Raw genomic sequence first — 19,312 nt, forward strand, 5'->3', positions numbered from 1 at the left:
TTTAATTTAAAGTTCATATCGAATTATAACAGATATTAATCAAAACTGAAAGATGACCATTTTTTAAACGCAACAAAATCCATCTTCCAATTTATTATTTTTGAATTGACAAAAATTATTTACTTCGTTTTAATCATCAATGAACAAAACAGTAAAAAAAATTGCATTTATACTAATAATACTAATTCTGCTTCCTGCTGCATTCCTGACAATTAATGAAATGATTTCCCTGAACCAAAATGAAGAAGTAATTGGCAAGATATATTCTAACCAGCTTGATGCAATTCTTTTTTCAGTTAATCAGTATTCGGAAGATGTTGTAAGCAGTTGGGCAAGCAAGCTAGATATGTTTATTGATAAGGTTCAGAATATTGAAGAAAAAAAAATACCATCTGCAGTTGACAGTTTCCGGAACCAGTTCCCTTCCGTATATAATATATTCATTGCTGATAGTGTTGGGGATAAACATATAGAACTCCTCGGATTCGATAAAAATAAAAATCGTAATTCGACGTTTCAGATTAAAATGGATTCTTTGATTAATTATGTATTAAGTGAAAACAAAGTTCAGGTGGAAAAACTTTTCTTATATAGTCAGTCTGGATACAGAAAACTCGAACCAGTTAAACTTGGAATTCCCAAACAAAGAGGATATTTTCTTTTATTCATCAAAAAAACAAATTTTGGGACAAAACAAATAGTAGGAATGTTTATTGAACCTCAGGAATTTACTTACAGAATTCTTTCTCCAAAGATTCAAGAGATTGCTCAAGGTGAATTTGTAATTTCTGTTTTTAATAATGACGAAAAATTTCACCTCAATTCTGCGAAAGATCCTGATCTGCAAAAAGTTCAACAATCAAAAGCTCTGTGGATCTTTCCTGATTATCAAATTGGAATTTCGCTTGTTGGACAAACTATTGAAGACCTCGTTCAGCAAAGAGCATTGACAAATATTTTGCTCATAAGTTTGTTGACTGTTGTTTTGATTCTTGGTGTATGGATAGTATATCGGAATATCAAAAAGGAAGTCGAGCTTGCCCAGATTAAATCTGATTTTGTTTCGAATGTCTCTCACGAGCTCAGAACACCGCTTTCATTAATTAGTATGTTTTCGGAAACACTGGAGATGGACAGAGTAAAATCTGATGAAAAGAAAAAAGAATATTATTCAATCATCAGTCAGGAAGCAAACAGGCTGAGTAAGATAGTCAATTCAATTCTCAACTTTTCTAAAATGGAGGCTGGTAAGAGGCAGTTTAATTTTGTTGACAGTTATCTTAATGATGTTGCTGAAAATGTTTATCGTTCCTACAAATTTCATCTTGAACAGAAAGGGTTTTCGTTTAATATTATTAAGGATGAATCAATCCCGATAATCAAAATAGATGAAGAAGCAGTTTCGGAGTCTATTGTAAATCTTGTGGATAATGCAGTTAAGTACAGCAATGAGAAAAAAGAAATTACAATTCGTACTGGAATGGAGAGCAATTTTGCTTTTGTTGAAGTTGAAGACAAAGGCATCTGTATTCCCGAAAAAGATCAGAAAAAAGTTTTTGAAAAATTTTTCAGAGTGAGTTCCGGCGATGTTCATAATGTGAAAGGTTCTGGTTTAGGTTTAAGTATTGTTAAACATATTGTCGATGCGCATAAAGGAAAAATTGAGTTATACAGTGAAGTTGGTAAAGGAAGTAAGTTTAGATTACTGTTTCCGTTAAGTAAAATGTAGCTTTAAGCTATAAGCTGTAAGGAGAATATAAAAATGAGAGATTTTAGAAAATTAAAAGTTTGGGAAAAAGCTCATGCAATAACTTTGAAGATTTATAAGGTTACGGAGAAATATCCGCGTGAGGAATTATATGGATTAACTTCTCAAATTCGTAGAGCTTGTGTTTCAATTCCAACTAATATTGCAGAAGGTTGTGTGAGAAGTTCTGATGCTGATTTTTCTCGATTCCTTTATATTGCGCTTGGATCAACAAGCGAATTAGAATATTTAATATTGTTATCAATGGATCTAAAATTTATTAATGCAGAATTGCATATTGAATTAAATAACGAGATCAATGAAATCAAAAAAATGCTGATCTCAATGATTCAAAAACTTAAAGCTTAACGCTTAGAGCTTAAAGCTAAACGGATATTATTATGGTCAGAATTTTAATTATCGAAGACGAACCAAATATGCGAATGGGTTTGCGTGACAACCTCGAGTTCGAAGGTTACGAAGTAAACATCGCTGAAGATGGTGAAAAAGGTTTGAAGTTGATACGTGAAAAACAATACAATCTTATCATTCTTGATGTGATGATGCCGAAGATGTCTGGCTTGGAAGTTTGTAAGATAATCAGAAAAGAAGGAGTGCAGACTCCGGTTATTTTTCTTACCGCAAAAGGCGAAGAGATTGATAAAGTTCTTGGACTTGAATTAGGTGCCGATGATTACGTAACAAAACCTTTCAGTCTTCGTGAACTGCTTGCAAGAGTAAAAGCTGTTTTAAGACGAGGTGAAACTTCTATTAACACAAATGCTTCTGATGCGGTTATTGGAAAATTGACAGTGCATTTTACTGGTTACCAGGCTTATGATAAAGGAATTCCTGTGCAGATGTCTCACAAAGAATTTGAAATACTCCACTATCTCTGGAAAAAAAGAAACCAGACTGTGAGCAGAGATGAATTACTTAATAACATCTGGGGATATGAAGAAAATCCTGCAACACGTACTGTAGATAATTTTATTGTTAAGCTAAGAAACAGAGTCGAAAAAGATCCCAACCACCCGCAAATAATTTTAACTGTCCACGGGATTGGATATAAGCTGGTGAGTTGAGTAATTTAATTCGGGCTTAGACATTTCAACTAACGGATTGAAAACTTATTTATATAGTTTTTTTCTATATTCTCAGTAATCTTTCTTGTAACATTTTCTGGACTTCTCTTCGACCATCCAGAATACAATGTATAAACACTTCGTCCTGAATTATCTGATAAATTATTCTATAAGGTTTGTAAAAAATTTCCATAAAATCTTCAATCTCGAATAACTTTAATTCGGGCAGGGTACGACCTCTTTTAGGAAACGCTTGAAGCGTTAAACATTTTTTATACAAATTATCATATAATTTCTCTGCATTCGCTTCTGAATCATTCAAGTAAACATATTTATATATATCAAGTAAATCTTCTTCAGCATCATTAATAAAATTAACTTTGAATCTCATTTGGTTTCTTTTTTAAACTTAGAAATCTTTTTTCGAATGTCTTTGAAGGTTTTATCCATAGGTTTATATCTTTTATTTTTCAAATTCTTTCCACTCATAGCTAGAATTTTTAAGAGAGCCAGAGCTTCTTGAGTTTGTTCAAATACTTTTATATCCTGAACAATAACCTTTGCTTCACCGTTCTGAGTTATAACGTAAGTTTTTTGGTTTTGGTTGATTTCTTCTATCATATTGGCAGCGTTTGCTTTCAGATAGCTGATTGATTTTACTGATTCGCTGAGTCTCATATCGTGGTCCTTTTTTAGACCAAATATAGTCTATCAAACCAATTAAGTCAATTGAATTTTAATTGTTCACGGGATTGGGTATAAGCTGGTGAGTTGACTTTTTAATCACTGATTATAAACTGTATTCAATACTGCATTAGGATATTTTGCAGCAACATTTAATAAAACCTTTGCTGGTCCATCGGGTTTTCTCCTACCTTGTTCCCAATTCTGAAGTGTTGATGTGCTAATGCCAAGTAGCTTTGCAAATTTATTTTGTGATAAACCTAATCTTTCACGGATCTTTTTTGGATCGGGATTCTCGAAAATAAATTCTCTTCCAGGTTTTCTATTTCCCTTCAAGATTTTACCACCCTGTTCAACGCTTTTCTTCAATTCTTCAAATAATTTGTCTCTCATTGTAATTCCTTTTCAACTAATGATTTTAATATTTTTAATTGTGATGAAGTTAAATCATCTTGTTCATTCTTCGGATAAACCAGTAGCATCAGAATTATGTTCTTCTTTAGTAACCAGTATTATATAATTCTAACACCGCCACTTTTTCCTTTTCCCGAAATTCCCCACCTGATTTTTCTCAATCCACCACTGCCACTTATAACTTTTCCTCTTTGAGGATTTAATATCAATGCATTCTGAAGCTTACGATATTCCTCAGCGGTTAATAAAGAACTTATCTTTTTAGTAAAAATTGATGTCTCGATAATCTTCATAGAGCAAATATACCCCAATGAACGATAGATATCAAATTATGTATTATTCCTTAACATCTGGGATTATGATGAAAATTCTGCTGCACGCACAGTTGATAATTTTATTGTTGAGCTGAGGAACAAAATTGAAAATGATCCAAACCACCCGCAAATTATTTTAACTGTTCACGGGATTGGGTATAAGCTGGTGAGTTGAAAAAGTGTAACGGCGTTGTTGCTAAGCCGCCGCCCATAACAGCAATGTCGATTTAATTAGTAAATTTTATAACTAAAAAAAATCATTCACAGAAAGAAAACCTTGAACAAGAAACTAAGCACGGAATGACAAACCCTAAAATTCCAAAATTGCCAAGAGCGAAATCGCTGTCGACTTGAGCCGCGGGTTATATGGCTTTTAAGGATAATCAAAATAATCTTCTTTTACTTTTTGCCAATTGCCGTTTATAAGTTTGTGAGTAGAACTTCTAAATTTCCATTCTCCGTTGATTTCAACTTGTTCTGTTTCGGAAGTTTCAATTAACACCAGATGATTATCATTGACTTTATAAGTGCTTTCTGAACCACACATTCCCACACAGCCTCCTTGACAACCAGTTGATATGGTAGAGTCTCTTGAATTAAAATCTAAATTACAAACTAATGAATCTGAAAATTCTTGATTTATTTCAAAAGTATTATTTGCCGGATTAAAAATCCAGAAGTGATAACCCGGTTGAGCCTTAACATCTCTATTAATAACAGTCCAAAAATCAAGATAACCATCAAAATTAAAATCACCGAATTCATGGTCTGGCCAATAGACAAAATCATAAACTGTATCTACAACTTGTGTAAATAAAGATTTATCATTCAGATTTAAAAATTTAAATTCATATAAACTTGAACTAGTTTTTTCATTATCTAATTCGAAAATTTTAAACTTACCAATGAGAATTGGAATGCTTTGATTTAAGGAAACTTGATATGTTGAATCATATAGAATTTTAACAGTCTGATTTCCATTTGTTTGAGATAGAATCAGCTTATGAAAAAAAATCAAAACAAAACTTGTAATAATTAATTTATTCATTTTGTTTAAATATCTGCCATATAACGACTTGCCGATAAGCCGACGCCCAGAACAGCAATGCAGTTTAAAACGACAAAGCCAAAAATTTAGCAAACTGCACTTATCTTTCTTTGCAAGTGCAGTTTGCAACAATGTTAATTAATAGAACTACTTAGAACAAAAAACTTAAAACGGAACAACAAAGCCAAAAATTTAAAAACTGCCAAGCCTGCCTGTCGGCAGACAGGTGCGAAAAGGCAGTCGGGTTGATTGGCTGGTTAGGTTGAACATATAAAAAATTAAAGAGATATTCCTGTTTTCTCATTCAATAAAGGACCAAATGATCCTTTTTGTAAAAAGAAATCAATTAAATATCGATGTCCTTTCTCAATTTTAATATTAAACAATATTGCTTTATCAAATCCTATACAAGAAGCTTTAATATTATAAATGCCAGGTGGAATTTTTGACATTTTATAATTTCCATTGTAATCTACTGCAGCTCCAATCAAAGTTGAATCAATAATTATATTAGCATTAATAACCGGTTCGTTAGTGTCTTTAGCAACAACCCTTCCAAATATTACAGAGTTATCATCAAGATTGACATCAAGTTTACCAGAATAAAGTAAAACCGCTTCAGAATTACTTGCACAACTCGATAATAATAAGCTTGATAATATTATGAATAAATAAAATTTGATCATCTCTTAGAATGAAATTATTACTTCAACCTAACGACGTTGTTGCTAAGCCGCCGCCCAAAACAACAATGCCAAATTTATTAATTAATATTAATGTTTATAAAAACTTTTTACTATTCAACTAAGTTGAACAAGTTTGTTATAGCGGAGAACCAAAGATTAAAATTTGCAAAAAGCCGAATGCGTAAGAAGCGGTCGGCTTGAGCAACTTGTTATGCGTTTTTTGCTATTTATAAATTCTCCAACTATTTGATTCCCAAACCAAATTTCTTCCATCAAATAATTTATACTCTTTACCATCTCTAAACTTTTTTCTTTCAAAGAAGAACCTTTTAAAGAAAAAATTGAAAAATGATTCTGCATTATTATATAGTGATTCTATCTTGCTTAGCTTAAAAACTTTCTTTGCAGGTTTAACTTTGGATGTTGGTGAATAAAACCTAGTATTGCCAAAAGTTCCATCGGGAGAAATAGTGTATTGGGAATGATAAAATGAATTCCGAAGGTCAGCTTTAAGTAAATATTTTAAAATGCTTCCAATTTTAAGTTTGTTAGTTTTACAAAGAGTAGAAATCTCATCAATCTTTGAAGTTGGGCTTTCGCAGTAAAATGGTTTTCCATTTCTTGTAGTTTTAAATTCCCAATCAGGACTAAGATTATTTAGCAAGCGTAAAAGATTATAAATAATTATATATTGAAAATCATTTTCCATAACTCTACAATACATTTGAATTAATATTCTTGTCCTTTGTCTTTGATTAGAATCATATTGGTCTAACAATATTGTAAATTCACGCAAATAATCTACTAGCTCTTCAAGTTCATTATCAAATGCAAAAGTTTGAAACTGATTCGTGGGAACTTCTGATATTCCGCCGAAAGGAATAAATGCATTGATGGTTTTTTCCTTCAGTTGTGATATAGCAGAATCAAACAAATCATCAATCACATTTTGGATTTTTTCAGTTGATATATCCATAATCTGCTTATTTAATTTTTACGTGGTCACCAAAATCACGACCATAATATTCTAATAATTTTCTTACGCATAGATTTGTGTATTTTTCATAGGCATCTCTGCCAGCACCAATATAACCTTCCCAAATAGTATTAAAATTACCTTCTTTAGCGGATTCTACATCATAGAGATCTAAATAAACTTTTTTTACTGTATATGAATATGTATATGGTATTGTTGTTGTGCCACTTGTAGTTTCTTTGTATTTAGTATTACCAATTTTACCAGTGGTTGTTGTAGTTGAAGGTAGCGAATAAAATGAACTTATATCACTTGTTTTTTCATCCAAAGAAAAAAACAATATTTTATCAGCAATAGGCGCATCATCAATAATTTGAAATCCAATGCTATCCATTTCGTGTTTCAATAAGCGATAAAAGTTTCTCTCAGTAAGTGACGCATTATCAGGAAGATAAATAAATATCTTATCTTTGAAAGAAAATGAATAATCTGGGTCAATTTGTGAATGAATATATATTGAAGGTCCACAACCAATAAAGAATATCGGAAAGAGAAAAAGAAAAACTATTATTGTCTTTTTCATTTCTAACCTCGTATATTTTTGAAACGCATAACTATTACTTATACTGAACTGAATTATTATCTAAGGAAGATATATATGCGTGCAGTTGCATATCTACGTTCCTAATTCTTAGATTTTTATACATAAAGCAAATATTTAAAAATATCCTCTGCATATCTATCATCCTTGTGTTCGCTGGATAAAAATACATCCCACAAGTATAGATCAGGATTTCATCGCATCTGCTATAAACGAAAAACTAATTCAGAGTTATTTCAAAATTACAACAGCAACTTAGACAACACTAAATAAAGAGTAAAGCTATGGCGAGAGAAAATTAATAGCCACGAGCTTCAGCTCGTGGTAGAGTGAACGCCAGCAAAATTGGCTTTAGCCAAAATATTAGCAAGAATTGGGCTGAAGTCCGGATTATTCTTTAAACCAGTCCTTTAGTCCACGACTTGAAAGTCGTGGCAATTAAAGCTTCGAAGCACCTATCCTTGACAACTTTTTACAATTCCTTACTTTACCATGACCCGTGTTGCACTTCAAAAGAGTAGTTTTCAAGTGGAAATTAAATGAATATTAACCACAATAAAAAGTCCGTCGAGACTCCGTCTCGCCGAGACAAGGAGGAAAATCAAATGTTGAACAAAGTGAAATCCCGTCTTTCGGGAAAAGCAACCAAAACTTTCTTCACCGCAGTTCTTCTGACAGCAGTTTTAACAAGCTCGGGGCATACGCAGTTAAATTCTATAAAAGACATCACTGATCATAAGTATGCATTAGAAAATCTTATAGCTGGTATTCATTCAGAAAATGATGGAGTAAGAAGAAATTCAATATACTTCGCTGGTTATTATAAAATACTTGAAACAGAAGATGCACTTATAGATCAGCTTAATAATGAAAAAGATCCAAGCACAAGAATATTAATTGCACTTGTTCTTTACGAATTGGGCAGCGAAGAAGGATTGCTCGAAGTAAAAAATCTTTCACTTAATGATGAGGATGCAAAGGTGCGAAGAATGGCTGTCCAGATCTATAATGAATATCTGGTTAATAGCTCAGGAAGTACAGTTTTCATCGCTGAGTAGTATCTTACAAATGAAATTTAAATATTTGTTAAAATGAAATTAATGTTGATTAAAAAATGTTGAACGTTGAACGAAGTGAAATCCCGACTTTCGGGAAAGAGAAATCCCGCTATGCAGGGAAAAAAATTACTATCAGTTTTGGAATTCTTTTATTAATTATTGCCGGATGCAAATCAGGCAACGATGATCAACAAGAGTTTGATACTAAAAACTTTTTCAGTGAGATGCACAAAATGGTCGGAGCTAATGCAAAAAATTATTTAGATCTTGAAGGAAACTGGAGATTTTCGATTGGTGATGATACAGCCTGGTCTTCCCCTGATTTTAATGATAATAACTGGGAAAAAATTAAAGTACCCGCTGCATGGGAAGATCAGGGATTTCACGGTTACAACGGTTTTGCATGGTACAGGAAAACATTTACTGTCCCAAAAGAATTAGTTGGAAGTAATTTTGTGCTTAGTGCCGGACTTATTGATGATGTTGACCAGACTTTTATAAACGGAAAACTTATCGGAATGTCAGGAGGCTTTCCACCACAGTATGCAACTGCTTACGACGCATACCGCGAATATTATATTTCAAAAGATTTTCTGAAGGAAGGAAAAAACACAATCGCAATTCGTGTTTATGATGCGCAGCTTGGCGGAGGAATTGTGAGCGGCACTGTCGGACTGTTAGCAATTCAATCAAATGCAGGACAAACATCTTTTCCTGATCTCGATATCGATCTTAGAGGGAAGTGGAAATTTAATACAGGTGATATCAGTGATTGGAAAAATCCTGGCTATGATGATAAATCCTGGACGGAAATATTTGTCCCGGCTTTCTGGGAAACACAGGGCTACAAAGATTATGATGGCTTTGCATGGTACAGATTGAAATTCACATTACCGGAAAAATATCTGAATCAAAAAATGGTTTTAATGCTTGGGAAGATTGATGATATTGACCAGGTTTTTATTAATGGAACATTTGTTGGCTCAACCGGTGATTGGAATTTTGATGTTGTGCCTAATAGCTTCAATCAGAATTATGAATGGGAAAAGAATCGTGGATATTATATTCCTGAAAACATTTTACTCCCCGGGAAAGAAAATGTTATTGCTGTTCGTGTTTATGATGGATTTATTGACGGTGGAATTTATAAAGGTCCAATCGGATTGATCACACAAAATAAATATCGTAAATATTAGAAGAGCAGAAGAGAATAGATTTATTGTAAAAATTTATTTTCAAACAAAATCCTAAAAGCCCTCCGATTATTTTAACAAATTAAATTTGAAACTCACCAATAGACTTTGTGGTTCTCCGTGTTACCTCTGTGTAACTCAGTGTAAATTTCTTTTGTTACACAGAGAACCTCAGAGAACGCACAGAGTTTCACTGAGAAATTTTCTGAACCGGTTCAATGATAAAATTTCTTTTGCAGGTGTTAATTAGAAATAACTGTTTGAATAATGGGGTAAAGCCTATTTAACTCCGAGCGTTATCAAAACGATTTTTACTAAACATTAAAAAAGTCATAATAATAAAAAACGATCCAAACAAAACATCAGAAGCATAATGTGCACCAATAACAACTCTGCTCAAAGCTAGAGCAACTGCCCAAAAGAAAATAAAAATAAACACTAAGTTTTTAATCCAAACTTTTTTATTTGAAAATAATATTAGGATTGGTAATAGTATCCAACCCATTGCTGCATGACCGGATGGAAAAGAATCAAATCCTGTAATTCCCTGAGGCAAATACCACGGAGTAAATTGTGAAAATGCTGAGTCGAGTTCTCTGAATCGGACTCTTCCCCAAAAATATTTTACAACCTGAATACAAATAACATATCCAAACAATGCAACCTCGACTACGACTTTAGCGAATTTTATTGCGATAGTGTTCGTTACTTCTTGTTTCTTTTTAATGAAAATAAAGATAATCAGGCTTATTACTGCTGATAATATTGCAAACAAAAGAAAATATGATGATGTGTAGTTTTCAAAAAAAATATCAAATAAATAAAAGATCAGACCAGCACTAACCAGGAAGAAAAAAATTTGTTTGAGATAAGACCAAAAATCAGTTTGTGATTTTATATGCGAGTAGTAAATAAAAACTCCGGAAAGTATGACTAATAATCCAGGAATCATACCATAATCCTGAAGAAATTTTGCCCATCCTGAATTTTGATTTACAATTTGTCTTGATATTTCCAGATCATAAATCCCAAAAATTACAGCGAGAATTATCCAAACAAGCAACAGCAGCAAATAATTAATTTTAATTTGTCCCATTTTTCTTTGTTCTAATACTGAATATCTTTTACATTGATTCCAAATATTTTACGCATTAAGTTGGATTAAAATACATCATATAAAAATAATAAATAATAATTCGGAGATATAAAGTGAAGATTGGATTTATCGGACTTGGCAAAATGGGATTGAATATGGTTCACAGACTTTTAAATGATAAACATCAGATTGTAGTTTATAATAAATCAAAAGAACCAATAAAAGAAGCAGAAAAACTCGGTGCTGTTGTCGCAAACTCTGTGGAAGAACTTATTGGAAAACTTGAAGGAAGAAAAGTAATCTGGCTGATGGTTCCTTCAGGTAAACCCGTTGATGAAAATATAGATGCAATTCTTCCTCATTTAAAGAAAGATGATATAATTATTGATGGAGGAAATTCGTATTTCAAAGAATCACAGCAAAGAGCAAAACTCTGTTCCCAGAAAGGAATTAATTATATAGATTGCGGAACAAGCGGAGGAGTTTGGGGATTGAAAGAAGGTTATTGTCTGATGTATGGCGGAAATAAAAATGCGGTTGATTTCTGTGAACCGATATTCAAAACTCTCGCACCTGAAAATGGTTATTTATATTGCGGCGAATCCGGCGCAGGACATTTCGTGAAAATGGTCCACAATGGAATTGAGTATGGAATGATGCAGGCTTATGCAGAAGGATTTGAGATACTTGAAAAATCAGAATTTAATATTGACTTGAAAGCAGTTTCTAATGTATGGCAGTATGGAAGTGTTGTTCGTTCCTGGCTTCTTGAACTTGCACACCTGGCATTAACAGATGATCCAAAACTTGAAAAGATTAAAGGATTTGTCCAAGACAGCGGTGAAGGCAGATGGACAGTTCAAACAGCAATTGATCTTGGTGTACCTGCTCACATCATTACTTCATCCCTGTTCAATAGATTTCAATCGCGACAGGATGATTCATTTGCGATGAAGATGCTGGCAGCACTACGGAATGAATTCGGCGGGCATGCTGTTAAAAAAAATTAACAAATGAAAAAAGAAAAATGAGAATACCTGAAAATCACATATTGGTAATATTCGGCGCTTCGGGAGATCTGGCGTACAGAAAATTAATTCCTGCAATTTATAATCTTCACAAGCAGAAACTCCTGCCTGAAAAATTTGAAGTGCTCGGTGCAAGTCGCACTGAACTATCTGATGAATCATTTAGAAAAAAAATGAAGGAAGGGATAAAACTATTTTCAAATTATAAAGATGATAATGAAGAAACATTAAATAATTTTCTGAAACAGCTTTTCTATATTAAACTTGATACTGATAAGCATGAAGACTTCAAAAAACTGAAATCTCATCTTGAAAAACTATTTGAAGATAAGCAAATAAACGGCAATACAATTTATTATCTCTCAACTCCGCCAAGTCTTTATGGAGTAATTCCAACTCTTCTCGGTGAAGTAGGTTTAAATAATCATAGCAACGGAAACTGGAAAAAACTTATTGTTGAAAAACCTTTTGGTTATGATCTTGATTCGGCACAGGAATTAAATAAAAAGTTGTCAAAATATTTTAAAGAAGATCAGATTTACAGAATAGATCATTATCTCGGGAAAGAAACTGTCCAGAACATTTTAGTAACTCGTTTTTCAAATGGAGTGTTTGAACCGCTTTGGAACAGGAATTATGTTGATCATGTTGAAATCACTTCAGTAGAAAATATTGGCATTGAAAACCGTGGTGGATATTATGATTCTTCAGGTGCATTAAGAGATATGGTTCAGAATCATCTTCTTCAACTAACAGGATTGATTGCTATGGAACCTCCATCTTCTTTCGATTCAAATGCTATCAGAAATGAAATGGTAAAAGTTTTTCAATCATTAAGACCATTTAGCAGCAAAGACATCCAGAAGAATTCAATCAGAGGTCAATATACAGCAGCCACTATCAAAGGGAAAAAAGTTCCCGGTTATCGTGAAGAGTTAAATGTGAATAAAGATTCACGGACTGAGTCGTACGTCGCAATAAAATTATTTATTGATAACTGGCGTTGGGGCGGAGTTCCGTTTTATATCCGCACCGGTAAAAGAATGCCGACAAAAGTAACTGAAGTTGTAATTCATTTTAAACAGACACCTCATTTTCTTTTTTCAAATCAGGATCAGGTTAACTCCTGTAATCAGCTTGTGCTTCGCATTCAACCGGATGAGGGTATGATATTTAAAATCGGGATGAAAGTTCCTGGTCAGGGATTTAATATTCAAACAGTCAATCTTGATTTTCATTACGCAGATCTTTCAAATACATATTTGCCAACAGCTTATGAAAGACTTCTTCACGATTGTATGATTGGTGATTCAACACTTTACCAGCGTGCTGATGCGGTGGAAGCAGCCTGGAAATTTGTTGATCCTATTTTGAAAGCCTGGGAAAGTGATGACAAGATTCCTCTTTATGGATATCCGGCAGGAACCTGGGGTCCTGAAAAAGCTGATGAAATGATTGAAGGAAAAAATATGACCTGGCGTCATCCGTGCAAAAATATTTCAGGGGATGGAATTTATTGCGAGCTTTAGTTTATGTTAAGAGTTTTTAAGAACAAAGAAGAATTATCATCTGAATTTTGTAATGAATTGCAGTGGATCAGTGTTAATAAAAAGAAGATATTCATAGCTCTTTCAGGCGGGAACACTCCTAAGATCATTTACGATAAACTTGCAAAAAACTATAAAGATAGTATTGACTGGTCGCGGGTTCATCTCTTCTGGAGTGATGAAAGATGTGTGCCTCCTGATGATGCTGAAAGTAATTATGGAATGACAAAAAAATATCTTCTTGATCACATTGAAATTCCGGAAGAAAATGTTCATCGGATTAAAGGAGAAAATGAACCAGAAGCTGAAGCGAAAAGATATTCTGACGAAATAGTAAATAAAGTCACCATTGCTAATGGTCTTCCCAAATTCGATCTTGTGATGCTGGGTTTAGGTGAAGATGGACATACAGCTTCAATTTTTCTTGATCAGATGCATTTGCTCAAATCGAAAAATATTTGTGATGTTGCAATTCATCCTTCATCCAAACAAAAAAGAATAACAATTACTGGTAAAGTGATAAACAATTCAGGAAGAGTTATTTTTTTAGTAACAGGAAAAAATAAAGCTGGTATCATAAAAAAAGTTATTGAAGAGAAAAAACAGATTTGTCCGGCTGAATTTATCAATCCTGTTAGTGGTGAATTATTGTATTTTTTAGATGCTGAAGCTTCATTACAATTGAATTCAGATGAGTCCGGTCAAATGAAAAATTATTAACTTTAAATGGTTAATTTGAACTGAAAAAATTTTAATCTTAATAAATTGAAGAGGAAAAATTATGACTAAGTTAAATCAATTAGAAAAACTGGGGCAATCAGTCTGGCTTGATTACATTGGCAGAAAACTTTTAACAAGCGGTGATCTGATAAAGCTGAGAGAAATGGGTGTAAGAGGGATGACTTCAAATCCTACAATATTTGATAAGGCAATCTCAAAAAGTTCTGACTATGATGAAGATATAAGAACGCTAATGTTGAAAGGATTCTCAGTTGAAGATATTCTGGAAAAGCTTACTTTGAAAGATATCGGGATTGCAGCCGATGAGATGCGAAAAGTTTATAATGAAACGGACGGAGACGATGGTTATATCAGTATTGAAGTCAATCCGCTTCTCGCAAATAATACTGAAGAAACGATCAGGCAGGCGAAGCATCTTTTCAAAGAATTAGGCAGACCAAATATTATGATAAAGATTCCCGGAACAGACGCAGGTATGCCTGCAATAACTGAAACACTTGCTTCAGGAATTAATGTTAACATAACATTAATATTTAGCACTGATAGCTATCGGAAAGTTGTTGAAGCATTTATGGCTGGTCTGGAAAAATACGATGCTGCTGGCGGCGATATTCGCAGACATGCATCAGTTGCTTCGTTCTTTGTGAGCCGTGTTGATACTGCTGTAGATAAAGAACTTGAAGCAAAAGGTAATAAAGATCTTTTAGGAAAAATTGCTGTTGCAAATTCAAAAATAGCTTTTGAAATTTCGGAGGAGATGTTCAGCAGTGAACGTTGGGAAAACCTTGCAGCAAAAGGTGCCCGAAAACAAAAACTACTTTGGGCCAGCAGCAGCACCAAAAATCCGAACTATTCTGATGTACTTTATATTGACGAGTTAATAGGAAACGATACTATAAATACAATGACAATCGATTCTATAAATGCATTTATTGATCATGGTAAAGTTGAACTTACTTTAAATAAAGGAATTGGTGAAGCGAAATCTCAACTGAAAAAATTAAAAGAACTCGGAATAGATTTGAATAAAATAACGGATACGCTTTTAAATGATGGTGTGAAAGCTTTTTCTCATTCATTTGAATCACTGCTCGAAAGTTTGAAGCAGAAAGTGAAAAAGTTTAAAGCTGAGGTCAGTGTATGAAGTATGATCTTGGTCTGTATTCCGGTGTAGTTAAAGAAAAAATTGAACAGCTAAACAGTGAACGAATAATAGAAAGAATATGGGAAAAAGATTTTACTGTTTGGGGAAACGAACCAACTGAGATATCGAATCGGCTTGGCTGGCTCGATTGCAGTGAAGTTACAAAAGAATCTTTTGCCGAGATTAAATCCTTTGTTGATGATGTACGGAAAGAAGGATTCACCGATGCACTTTTGATGGGAATGGGTGGATCGAGTTTGGCTCCTGAAGTTTTTCGATTAACCTTCGAAGTTAAAAAAGATTATCTTGATCTTCATGTTTTAGACAGCACACACCCGGAAGCAATTTCCGAATTCGAAAAAAAACTTCATCCCGGGAAAACATTATATATTGTTTCAACAAAATCAGGCGGAACGGTTGAGACAATGTCCTTTATGAAATATTTTTTTAACACCGTATCAAAGAAACTCGGTAAAGAAAAAGTTTCTAAACACTTTATTGCAATAACTGATCCTGGAAGCGGATTAGAGGAAATTGCAAAGAAATTGAAATTCAGAAAAATATTTTTAAACGATCCTGATATCGGTGGAAGATTTTCAGCGCTTTCACTTTTCGGAATAGTTCCGGCAGCATTAGTCGGTGTTGATATTGAAAAGTTATTTGATGAATTATTAAATATGGAAAATGAAAGTAAGCTTATAGCCGTAGAAAAAAATTCGAGCGCAGTACTCGGCATAATTCTCGGTTCGCTTGCCAATGCAACCGTTGATAAAGTTACAATCATTACTTCACCGAAGATACAGCATCTTGGTGGCTGGCTTGAACAATTAATTGCTGAAAGCACAGGAAAAAACGGTAAAGGGATACTGCCTGTAGATCTTGAACCATCTGCTTCAGTTAACAGTTACGGCAAAGACAGAATATTTGTTTATTTAAAAATTGAAGGTGACAATGAATTCGATGATAGAATAAATAAATTAAAAAAAGCCGGCTTTCCTACAATTGAATTTTCGATGAATAATATTTATCAACTTGGTGCTGAATTTTTCAGATGGGAATTTGCAATTTCTGTTGCAGGACATTTGATCGGGATCCAGCCTTTTGATCAGCCAAATGTTGAGTCAGCTAAAATAATCGCAAGAACAATGGTAAAAGAATTTCAGGAAAATGGAAAACTTCCTGAGTTGAAAAATGAAATGTCTCAACAATCCATTTCATCATTCCTTTCAACTACAAAAAGCGGTCAAAATTATATGGCTATTCAGGCTTATATAAAACCTGATAAAAAAAGCTGGCAGCAGCTTCAATCATTAAGATTAAAAATTTTAGAGAAATATAAAGTTGCTACAACTCTTGGTTATGGTCCAAGATATCTTCATTCAACTGGTCAGTTGCATAAAGGAGATTCTGGAAACGGATTTTTCATTCAGTTTATTTCTGAAATTCAAAATGATTTACCAATACCGGATGAAGCCGGAAGCAATCGTTCTTCAATTTCTTTCGGAACATTGATTAAAGCTCAGGCACTGGGAGACAGACAGGTATTAATCGATAATAAAAGAAAAGTTCTAACGATTAACCTTGGTAAAGATATTATTGAGTCAGTATCGAAGATAGTAGTTTAAGCTCCGTTAATTACCAGAACGGGGCAAGTACAATTGTTCAGTATTCTTTCAACTCTTGGACCGAGATATAATTTATCTGTACCTGGTCTTACATCTGTTCCCAAAATTATTAAGTCAAAATTCTTTTCACGCGACATTTTCAATATAACTTTATCAGGATCTTCACCGATTTCAACTTCGGTGAAAGTATTAACATTAAGTGATTCACCAAGTTTTTTCAATTCGTTTACAATCTGATAAGCAAAAGATAATCTGCGTTCCGTCACGCTTCCTTCAATATCGAGAGAGGCAAAACTATCTTTACTTTCAACAACATTTAGAATGTGAACCTGATCATAATCGTGATAAGCAATTCCAAATGCAACTTCGGCGGCTCTCTTTGATGCAACACTGCCGTTTGTTGGCACAAGGATTCTGCTTGGTCTCCAGTCTTCATCAACATTTCTGCTTTGAACGATTATACTCGGACAAGGTGATAGACGAACAAGATTATCTACAATTGAATTGAAAAGCATTTCAGAATTTTTTTGTTTCTCAGTTGCACCAACTAAAAGCAAATCATAATCTTTCCGCACTTCTTCAAGAATACTTTCAAGTCTGTTTTTACTTTCAATAATTTTTTTACTAACAGGGAATTTGTTGAAAAACCCTGCAAGCGTATTCAGGAATTGCTGACTTTTCGTTTTGTCTTTTTCTTCAGAAATGGTAAACAGAGTTACATCAATTTTTGTTTTTCTTCCGATTCGTTCAAGTATTCTTGCCTCAATCATTTTTGAAAGAGTAACATTACTTGTATCTCTTGTTCTTACAGGCAAAAGCACCCGATGAATTCTGTTGAGAATATTATCTCGTAGAAGTTCTTCCTTTTGAAGTCTTTTTAATTCCTCATCTTCAATTTTGACATGACTCAGCGTCCATCTTAACATAACAGGAGCCATAAGAGAAGTGACAACTGCGGTAATAATTATTAAGGAATAAATTTCCTGTGAAAGGATACCGAATGATAGACCGATAGTTGCAACAATTATTTGAATAGCACCTCTTGCGTTCAAACCAGCGCCAAAACTCAATGCAGTCCAGTGATCGGTTTTTGTCAATAGCCTTGAACCCAGGTACGTTCCAATTATTTTACTAAGTACTGCAACAACTATTAAACAAATACCAATAAGAAGAAGATCGGTTCTGAATAAATAAAGAACATTTACCTTCAAACCGGCGCCAGCGAAAAATATTGGAGCAAAAATTCCAAAGGTGATGCCTTCAATTTTCTCAATTGAATCTTTTGGAATCGAAGGAAGCTGGGCTATTATCATTCCTGCAACAAATGCACCCAGTACGGCTTCAAGATGAATAGCTTGAGCAATCGCACCTACTGCAAAAGTAAAAACAATCACAAGTGTCAGGATTTTATCCCTGGAAGATATTTTGCTAAGTGTGAATGATATCAAATATTTTATAATCAGCTTTCCAAAATAGAAGCTCAGTATTACAAATAATATTACTTTCCCGAATGAATAAGCTATTGTACTGGCTGTGATCGCTCCTCCACCAATTAAGCCGAGGACAATGGATAAAACTATCCAGGCTGTGGTATCATCAATCATTCCTGCTGCAATTGTAATCTGACCAATATCTCGTCTGATTAATTTTAGATCAATTAAAACTTTCGCAATAACCGGTATTGACGAAACTGATATAGCAGTAGCAAAGAACAATTCGAAAACAATTCTCTGAGAGGAATCTGCAAGAAAATGATCGGGTATATATTTGCTGAAAATATACCCGGCAGCAAAAGGAATGAGCAATCCTCCGAATGCTGCTGCTGCTGCTTTTTTAGAATGATGCTTTATAAGTACAAGATCAGTTTCAAGACCGGTAATAAGCAGGAGAAAGATTGCACCAATTAATGTTATAACTTCAAACAGATTAATTTGTACCGGAGTTGTTGGTACAATCCAGTTTTCAATAACCGGAAACAGACTTCCCAGAAGTGAAGGACCAAGAACTATCCCTGCCAATATTTCACCAAGTACTGCAGGTTGACCAACTTTTTGAGAAAGTTCACCAAAAATTCTTGCAGTGAACAATAGTACAGCTATCTGAATCAATAGTTTCAGAATATCATTGTTGAAAGCTGCGTGTATTATTTCGATCGGAATAGTCATTCAGCTAAAAGTGTATAATCTTAAGTAAATCGTAATTTTTTTTTCGTGAAGCTACTCAAAATCGCACTTAATCGAAAGAATTATCAGGGGAAATTTCTCTCCGGATTTTAATGCTGATTAGGGGCATTGACATTTTTAGAATCTATCGTATATTTACGAT

At 33.7% G+C, this 19,312-nt stretch carries 20 protein-coding genes and 1 pseudogene; 11 read left to right on the forward strand and 10 right to left on the reverse strand.

Annotated features, from left to right (window positions below):
* Window positions 1-139 precede the first annotated feature (139 nt).
* From HND39_08475 to HND39_08485, 3 genes are read left to right on the forward strand one after another with little or no spacing between them, the layout of a single operon-like run.
* Window positions 140-1,729, forward strand: a complete 1,590-nt coding sequence (locus HND39_08475) for a HAMP domain-containing histidine kinase (protein QKJ96315.1) — start codon at window positions 140-142, stop codon at window positions 1,727-1,729.
* 33 nt (window positions 1,730-1,762) lie between these two features.
* The gene (locus HND39_08480; protein ID QKJ96316.1) at window positions 1,763-2,116 is read left to right on the forward strand and encodes a four helix bundle protein; all 354 of its coding nucleotides are present in this window, start codon (window positions 1,763-1,765) and stop codon (window positions 2,114-2,116) included.
* Between the two features lie 32 nt (window positions 2,117-2,148).
* Entirely contained in the window at window positions 2,149-2,832 is a 684-nt protein-coding gene (locus tag HND39_08485) for a response regulator transcription factor (GenBank protein ID QKJ96317.1), read from the forward strand.
* A 64-nt stretch (window positions 2,833-2,896) separates the two neighbouring features.
* On the opposite strand, the gene HND39_08490 is transcribed toward HND39_08485, so the two are convergent.
* The 4 genes and pseudogenes from HND39_08490 to HND39_08505 all read right to left on the reverse strand — a co-directional run bounded on the left by HND39_08490 (window position 2,897) and on the right by HND39_08505 (window position 4,223).
* Window positions 2,897-3,223: a type II toxin-antitoxin system RelE/ParE family toxin gene (locus HND39_08490; GenBank protein QKJ96318.1), complete on the reverse strand. Its 327-nt coding sequence runs from the start codon at window positions 3,221-3,223 to the stop codon at window positions 2,897-2,899.
* On the reverse strand, window positions 3,220-3,510 hold the full coding sequence (locus HND39_08495; protein QKJ96319.1) for a type II toxin-antitoxin system Phd/YefM family antitoxin: 291 nt from the start codon (window positions 3,508-3,510) through the stop codon (window positions 3,220-3,222). The genes HND39_08490 and HND39_08495 overlap by 4 nt, the downstream gene beginning before the upstream one ends.
* 105 nt (window positions 3,511-3,615) lie before the next feature.
* Window positions 3,616-3,909 (reverse strand): helix-turn-helix domain-containing protein, encoded by a 294-nt coding sequence (locus HND39_08500; GenBank protein QKJ96320.1) that lies wholly within the window; start codon window positions 3,907-3,909, stop codon window positions 3,616-3,618.
* Window positions 3,906-4,223 (reverse strand): annotated as a pseudogene (locus HND39_08505) (type II toxin-antitoxin system RelE/ParE family toxin). Before HND39_08505 ends, HND39_08500 begins: the two are co-directional and overlap by 4 nt.
* A gap of 28 nt (window positions 4,224-4,251) precedes the next feature.
* Between HND39_08505 and HND39_08510 the strand changes: the two are divergent.
* Window positions 4,252-4,419: a winged helix-turn-helix domain-containing protein gene (locus HND39_08510; protein ID QKJ97938.1), complete on the forward strand. Its 168-nt coding sequence runs from the start codon at window positions 4,252-4,254 to the stop codon at window positions 4,417-4,419.
* Between the two features lie 198 nt (window positions 4,420-4,617).
* Here the strand turns inward: HND39_08510 and HND39_08515 are convergent, their stop codons facing one another.
* The 4 genes from HND39_08515 to HND39_08530 form a co-directional block, all read right to left on the reverse strand.
* Window positions 4,618-5,292 (reverse strand): hypothetical protein, encoded by a 675-nt coding sequence (locus tag HND39_08515; GenBank protein QKJ96321.1) that lies wholly within the window; start codon window positions 5,290-5,292, stop codon window positions 4,618-4,620.
* 278 nt (window positions 5,293-5,570) lie between these two features.
* Window positions 5,571-5,978, reverse strand: a complete 408-nt coding sequence (locus tag HND39_08520) for a carboxypeptidase-like regulatory domain-containing protein (GenBank protein ID QKJ96322.1) — start codon at window positions 5,976-5,978, stop codon at window positions 5,571-5,573.
* A 223-nt stretch (window positions 5,979-6,201) separates the two neighbouring features.
* Window positions 6,202-6,954 (reverse strand): hypothetical protein, encoded by a 753-nt coding sequence (locus HND39_08525; protein ID QKJ96323.1) that lies wholly within the window; start codon window positions 6,952-6,954, stop codon window positions 6,202-6,204.
* A gap of 7 nt (window positions 6,955-6,961) precedes the next feature.
* Window positions 6,962-7,537: a hypothetical protein gene (locus tag HND39_08530; protein QKJ96324.1), complete on the reverse strand. Its 576-nt coding sequence runs from the start codon at window positions 7,535-7,537 to the stop codon at window positions 6,962-6,964.
* 623 nt (window positions 7,538-8,160) lie between these two features.
* On the opposite strand from HND39_08530, the gene HND39_08535 reads away from it, so the two are divergent.
* Window positions 8,161-8,613: a HEAT repeat domain-containing protein gene (locus tag HND39_08535; GenBank protein QKJ96325.1), complete on the forward strand. Its 453-nt coding sequence runs from the start codon at window positions 8,161-8,163 to the stop codon at window positions 8,611-8,613.
* A 56-nt stretch (window positions 8,614-8,669) separates the two neighbouring features.
* A complete protein-coding gene (locus HND39_08540) occupies window positions 8,670-9,809 on the forward strand; it encodes a glycoside hydrolase (GenBank protein QKJ96326.1) in 1,140 nt (379 codons plus the stop codon).
* Between the two features lie 280 nt (window positions 9,810-10,089).
* Here the strand turns inward: HND39_08540 and HND39_08545 are convergent, their stop codons facing one another.
* A complete protein-coding gene (locus tag HND39_08545; GenBank protein ID QKJ96327.1) occupies window positions 10,090-10,902 on the reverse strand; it encodes a phosphatase PAP2 family protein in 813 nt (270 codons plus the stop codon).
* A gap of 113 nt (window positions 10,903-11,015) precedes the next feature.
* Between HND39_08545 and gnd the strand changes: the two genes are divergently transcribed.
* From gnd to HND39_08570, 5 genes are all read left to right on the forward strand, one after another.
* Entirely contained in the window at window positions 11,016-11,912 is an 897-nt protein-coding gene (gene gnd / locus HND39_08550) for a decarboxylating 6-phosphogluconate dehydrogenase (protein QKJ96328.1), read from the forward strand.
* Window positions 11,913-11,929: 17 nt separating this feature from the next.
* Window positions 11,930-13,459 carry a glucose-6-phosphate dehydrogenase gene (zwf, locus tag HND39_08555; GenBank protein ID QKJ96329.1) on the forward strand — a complete coding sequence of 510 codons (1,530 nt, stop codon included), beginning with the start codon at window positions 11,930-11,932 and terminating at the stop codon, window positions 13,457-13,459.
* 3 nt (window positions 13,460-13,462) lie between these two features.
* Window positions 13,463-14,197 carry a 6-phosphogluconolactonase gene (gene pgl / locus HND39_08560; protein QKJ96330.1) on the forward strand — a complete coding sequence of 245 codons (735 nt, stop codon included), beginning with the start codon at window positions 13,463-13,465 and terminating at the stop codon, window positions 14,195-14,197.
* 61 nt (window positions 14,198-14,258) lie between these two features.
* Complete coding sequence (gene tal / locus HND39_08565; protein ID QKJ96331.1) at window positions 14,259-15,362, forward strand: transaldolase; 1,104 nt, start codon at window positions 14,259-14,261, stop codon at window positions 15,360-15,362.
* Window positions 15,359-16,987: a glucose-6-phosphate isomerase gene (locus HND39_08570; GenBank protein QKJ96332.1), complete on the forward strand. Its 1,629-nt coding sequence runs from the start codon at window positions 15,359-15,361 to the stop codon at window positions 16,985-16,987. The genes tal and HND39_08570 overlap by 4 nt, the downstream gene beginning before the upstream one ends.
* Here the strand turns inward: HND39_08570 and HND39_08575 are convergent.
* Window positions 16,984-19,152: a universal stress protein gene (locus tag HND39_08575; GenBank protein QKJ96333.1), complete on the reverse strand. Its 2,169-nt coding sequence runs from the start codon at window positions 19,150-19,152 to the stop codon at window positions 16,984-16,986. The genes HND39_08570 and HND39_08575 overlap by 4 nt on opposite strands.
* Between the last annotated feature and the right edge of the window lie 160 nt (window positions 19,153-19,312).

The sequence above is a fragment of the Ignavibacteriota bacterium genome (assembly GCA_013285405.1).
In the GTDB taxonomy this organism is placed as follows: domain Bacteria; phylum Bacteroidota; class Ignavibacteria; order Ignavibacteriales; family Ignavibacteriaceae; genus IGN2.